Genomic DNA, 1,558 nt, shown 5'->3' with positions numbered 1-1,558 from the left:
TGTTGTTTATTTTATTTAAAGAGAAAAGGGTTGCTTAAAATAAGTTCACTATTCAAAGATAATTGCATATTTATTTTTTTATCCTAAAATGATTTTTTACTAAATTGTCGTTACAGTTTTTTATATGCAATCATTAAATTATCGGAATAATGATGCATCGCAACATGGAAGTTCTGCACCTTTGAAACGAGCAATGAGTACTCGGCATTTGGTGATGATCTCCCTTGGCGGTGCCATAGGTACAGGTCTTTTTTTAGGGTCGGGTGATGTAATTTCCCAAGCTGGCCCAATTGGCGCAATTATTTCTTATTTTTTAGGCGGTTTAATTGCCTATACCGTGATGTTATGTCTGGGTGAACTTGCAGTACATGTACCAGAATCAGGATCATTTGGTGAGTATGCTCGTCGCTATATTGGTCCGGGCACAGGTTATATGATTACTTGGCTCTATTGGTTAACTTGGACCGCGACTTTAGGAACCGAGTTTACTGCCGCAGCTTTACTGGTTCGAGAGTGGTTTCCCTCTACGTCTGTTTGGGCTTGGACACTATGTTTTGGTGCCTTGGTTTTTTTCCTAAATGTTAGTTCAACACGATTATTTGCCGAGTCAGAGTTTTGGTTGGCACTTGTCAAAGTTGTTACGATTATCTGTTTTATTGGTTTGGGTTTGTTGGCAATTTTTGGTTTTATACCTTACCACGGACATGAAACTGCACCGTTGTTTAGTAATCTAACCGCTCAAGGTTGGTTTCCACATGGATTATTCCCAATATTTGCAACCATGCTGATTGTTAATTTTGCTTTTTCGGGCACCGAATTAATCGGAGTAGCTGCGGGTGAAACTGAAAATCCTGAAAAAACTGTTCCAAAGGCGATTAATGCAGCCATTTGGCGTCTACTAATTTTCTTTGTTGGTACCATTGTTGTGATTACTTCGCTATTGCCATTCGAACTTGCAGGTTTGAATGCAAACGAAGTAAGTAATAGCCCTTTTGTGACTGTGTTTAATTACATTGGTATTCCTTATGCGGAAGATATTATCCGCTTTGTAATCATTACGGCTTTACTCTCGGCTGCCAATTCTGGTTTATTTGCTGCTTCACGAATGATGTGGTCACTTTCAGTAAAAAATCAATTACCAAAAATATTTTCAAGGCTTACTCCTTCAGGAACACCGATTGTTGCCATTACTGTGACGATGTTTGGTGCAATACCTGGATTGCTTTCAGAGCAGTTTGCCCCTGAGACGATCTTTAAAAATTTATTGGGTGTTGCAGCATTTACCATGGTGGTTGTGTGGATTGCAATTTGCGTATCTCAATTTAATTTTCGTAGACAGTGGTATAAATCTGGTAAAACTGCAAAAGATTTACGTTTTGCTGCTCCTTTGTTTCCTTTGACTCCAATTGTGGGCGGTCTATTCTGTGCTATTACTTGTATTAGTATGGTGGCGGATCCTTCGATGCGGGTCGGCTTTATCTGTTGTGTTGTTTTTATTATTTTATGTTATGCGAGCTACTTCATTTTTTATCACAATAAAGATGTGGTGCAGAGCTAA

At 38.8% G+C, this 1,558-nt stretch carries 1 protein-coding gene; it reads left to right on the top strand.

The window, feature by feature from the left end; all coding sequences use genetic code 11:
• Positions 1-124 precede the first annotated feature (124 nt).
• Positions 125-1,558, top strand: a complete 1,434-nt coding sequence (locus NL42_RS17785; RefSeq protein ID WP_461313764.1) for an amino acid permease — start codon at positions 125-127, stop codon at positions 1,556-1,558.

The organism is Acinetobacter sp. GN11 (genome assembly GCF_054823985.1).
Note: the sequence above shows the minus strand (reverse complement) of the source record. Positions and strands in the feature narration are given on the sequence as shown.

Bases quoted from the DNA above. Each gene is read 5' to 3' on its own strand.
- NL42_RS17785 (WP_461313764.1), top strand. From the start codon at position 125: ATGCAATCATTAAATTATCGGAATAATGATGCATCGCAACATGGAAGT.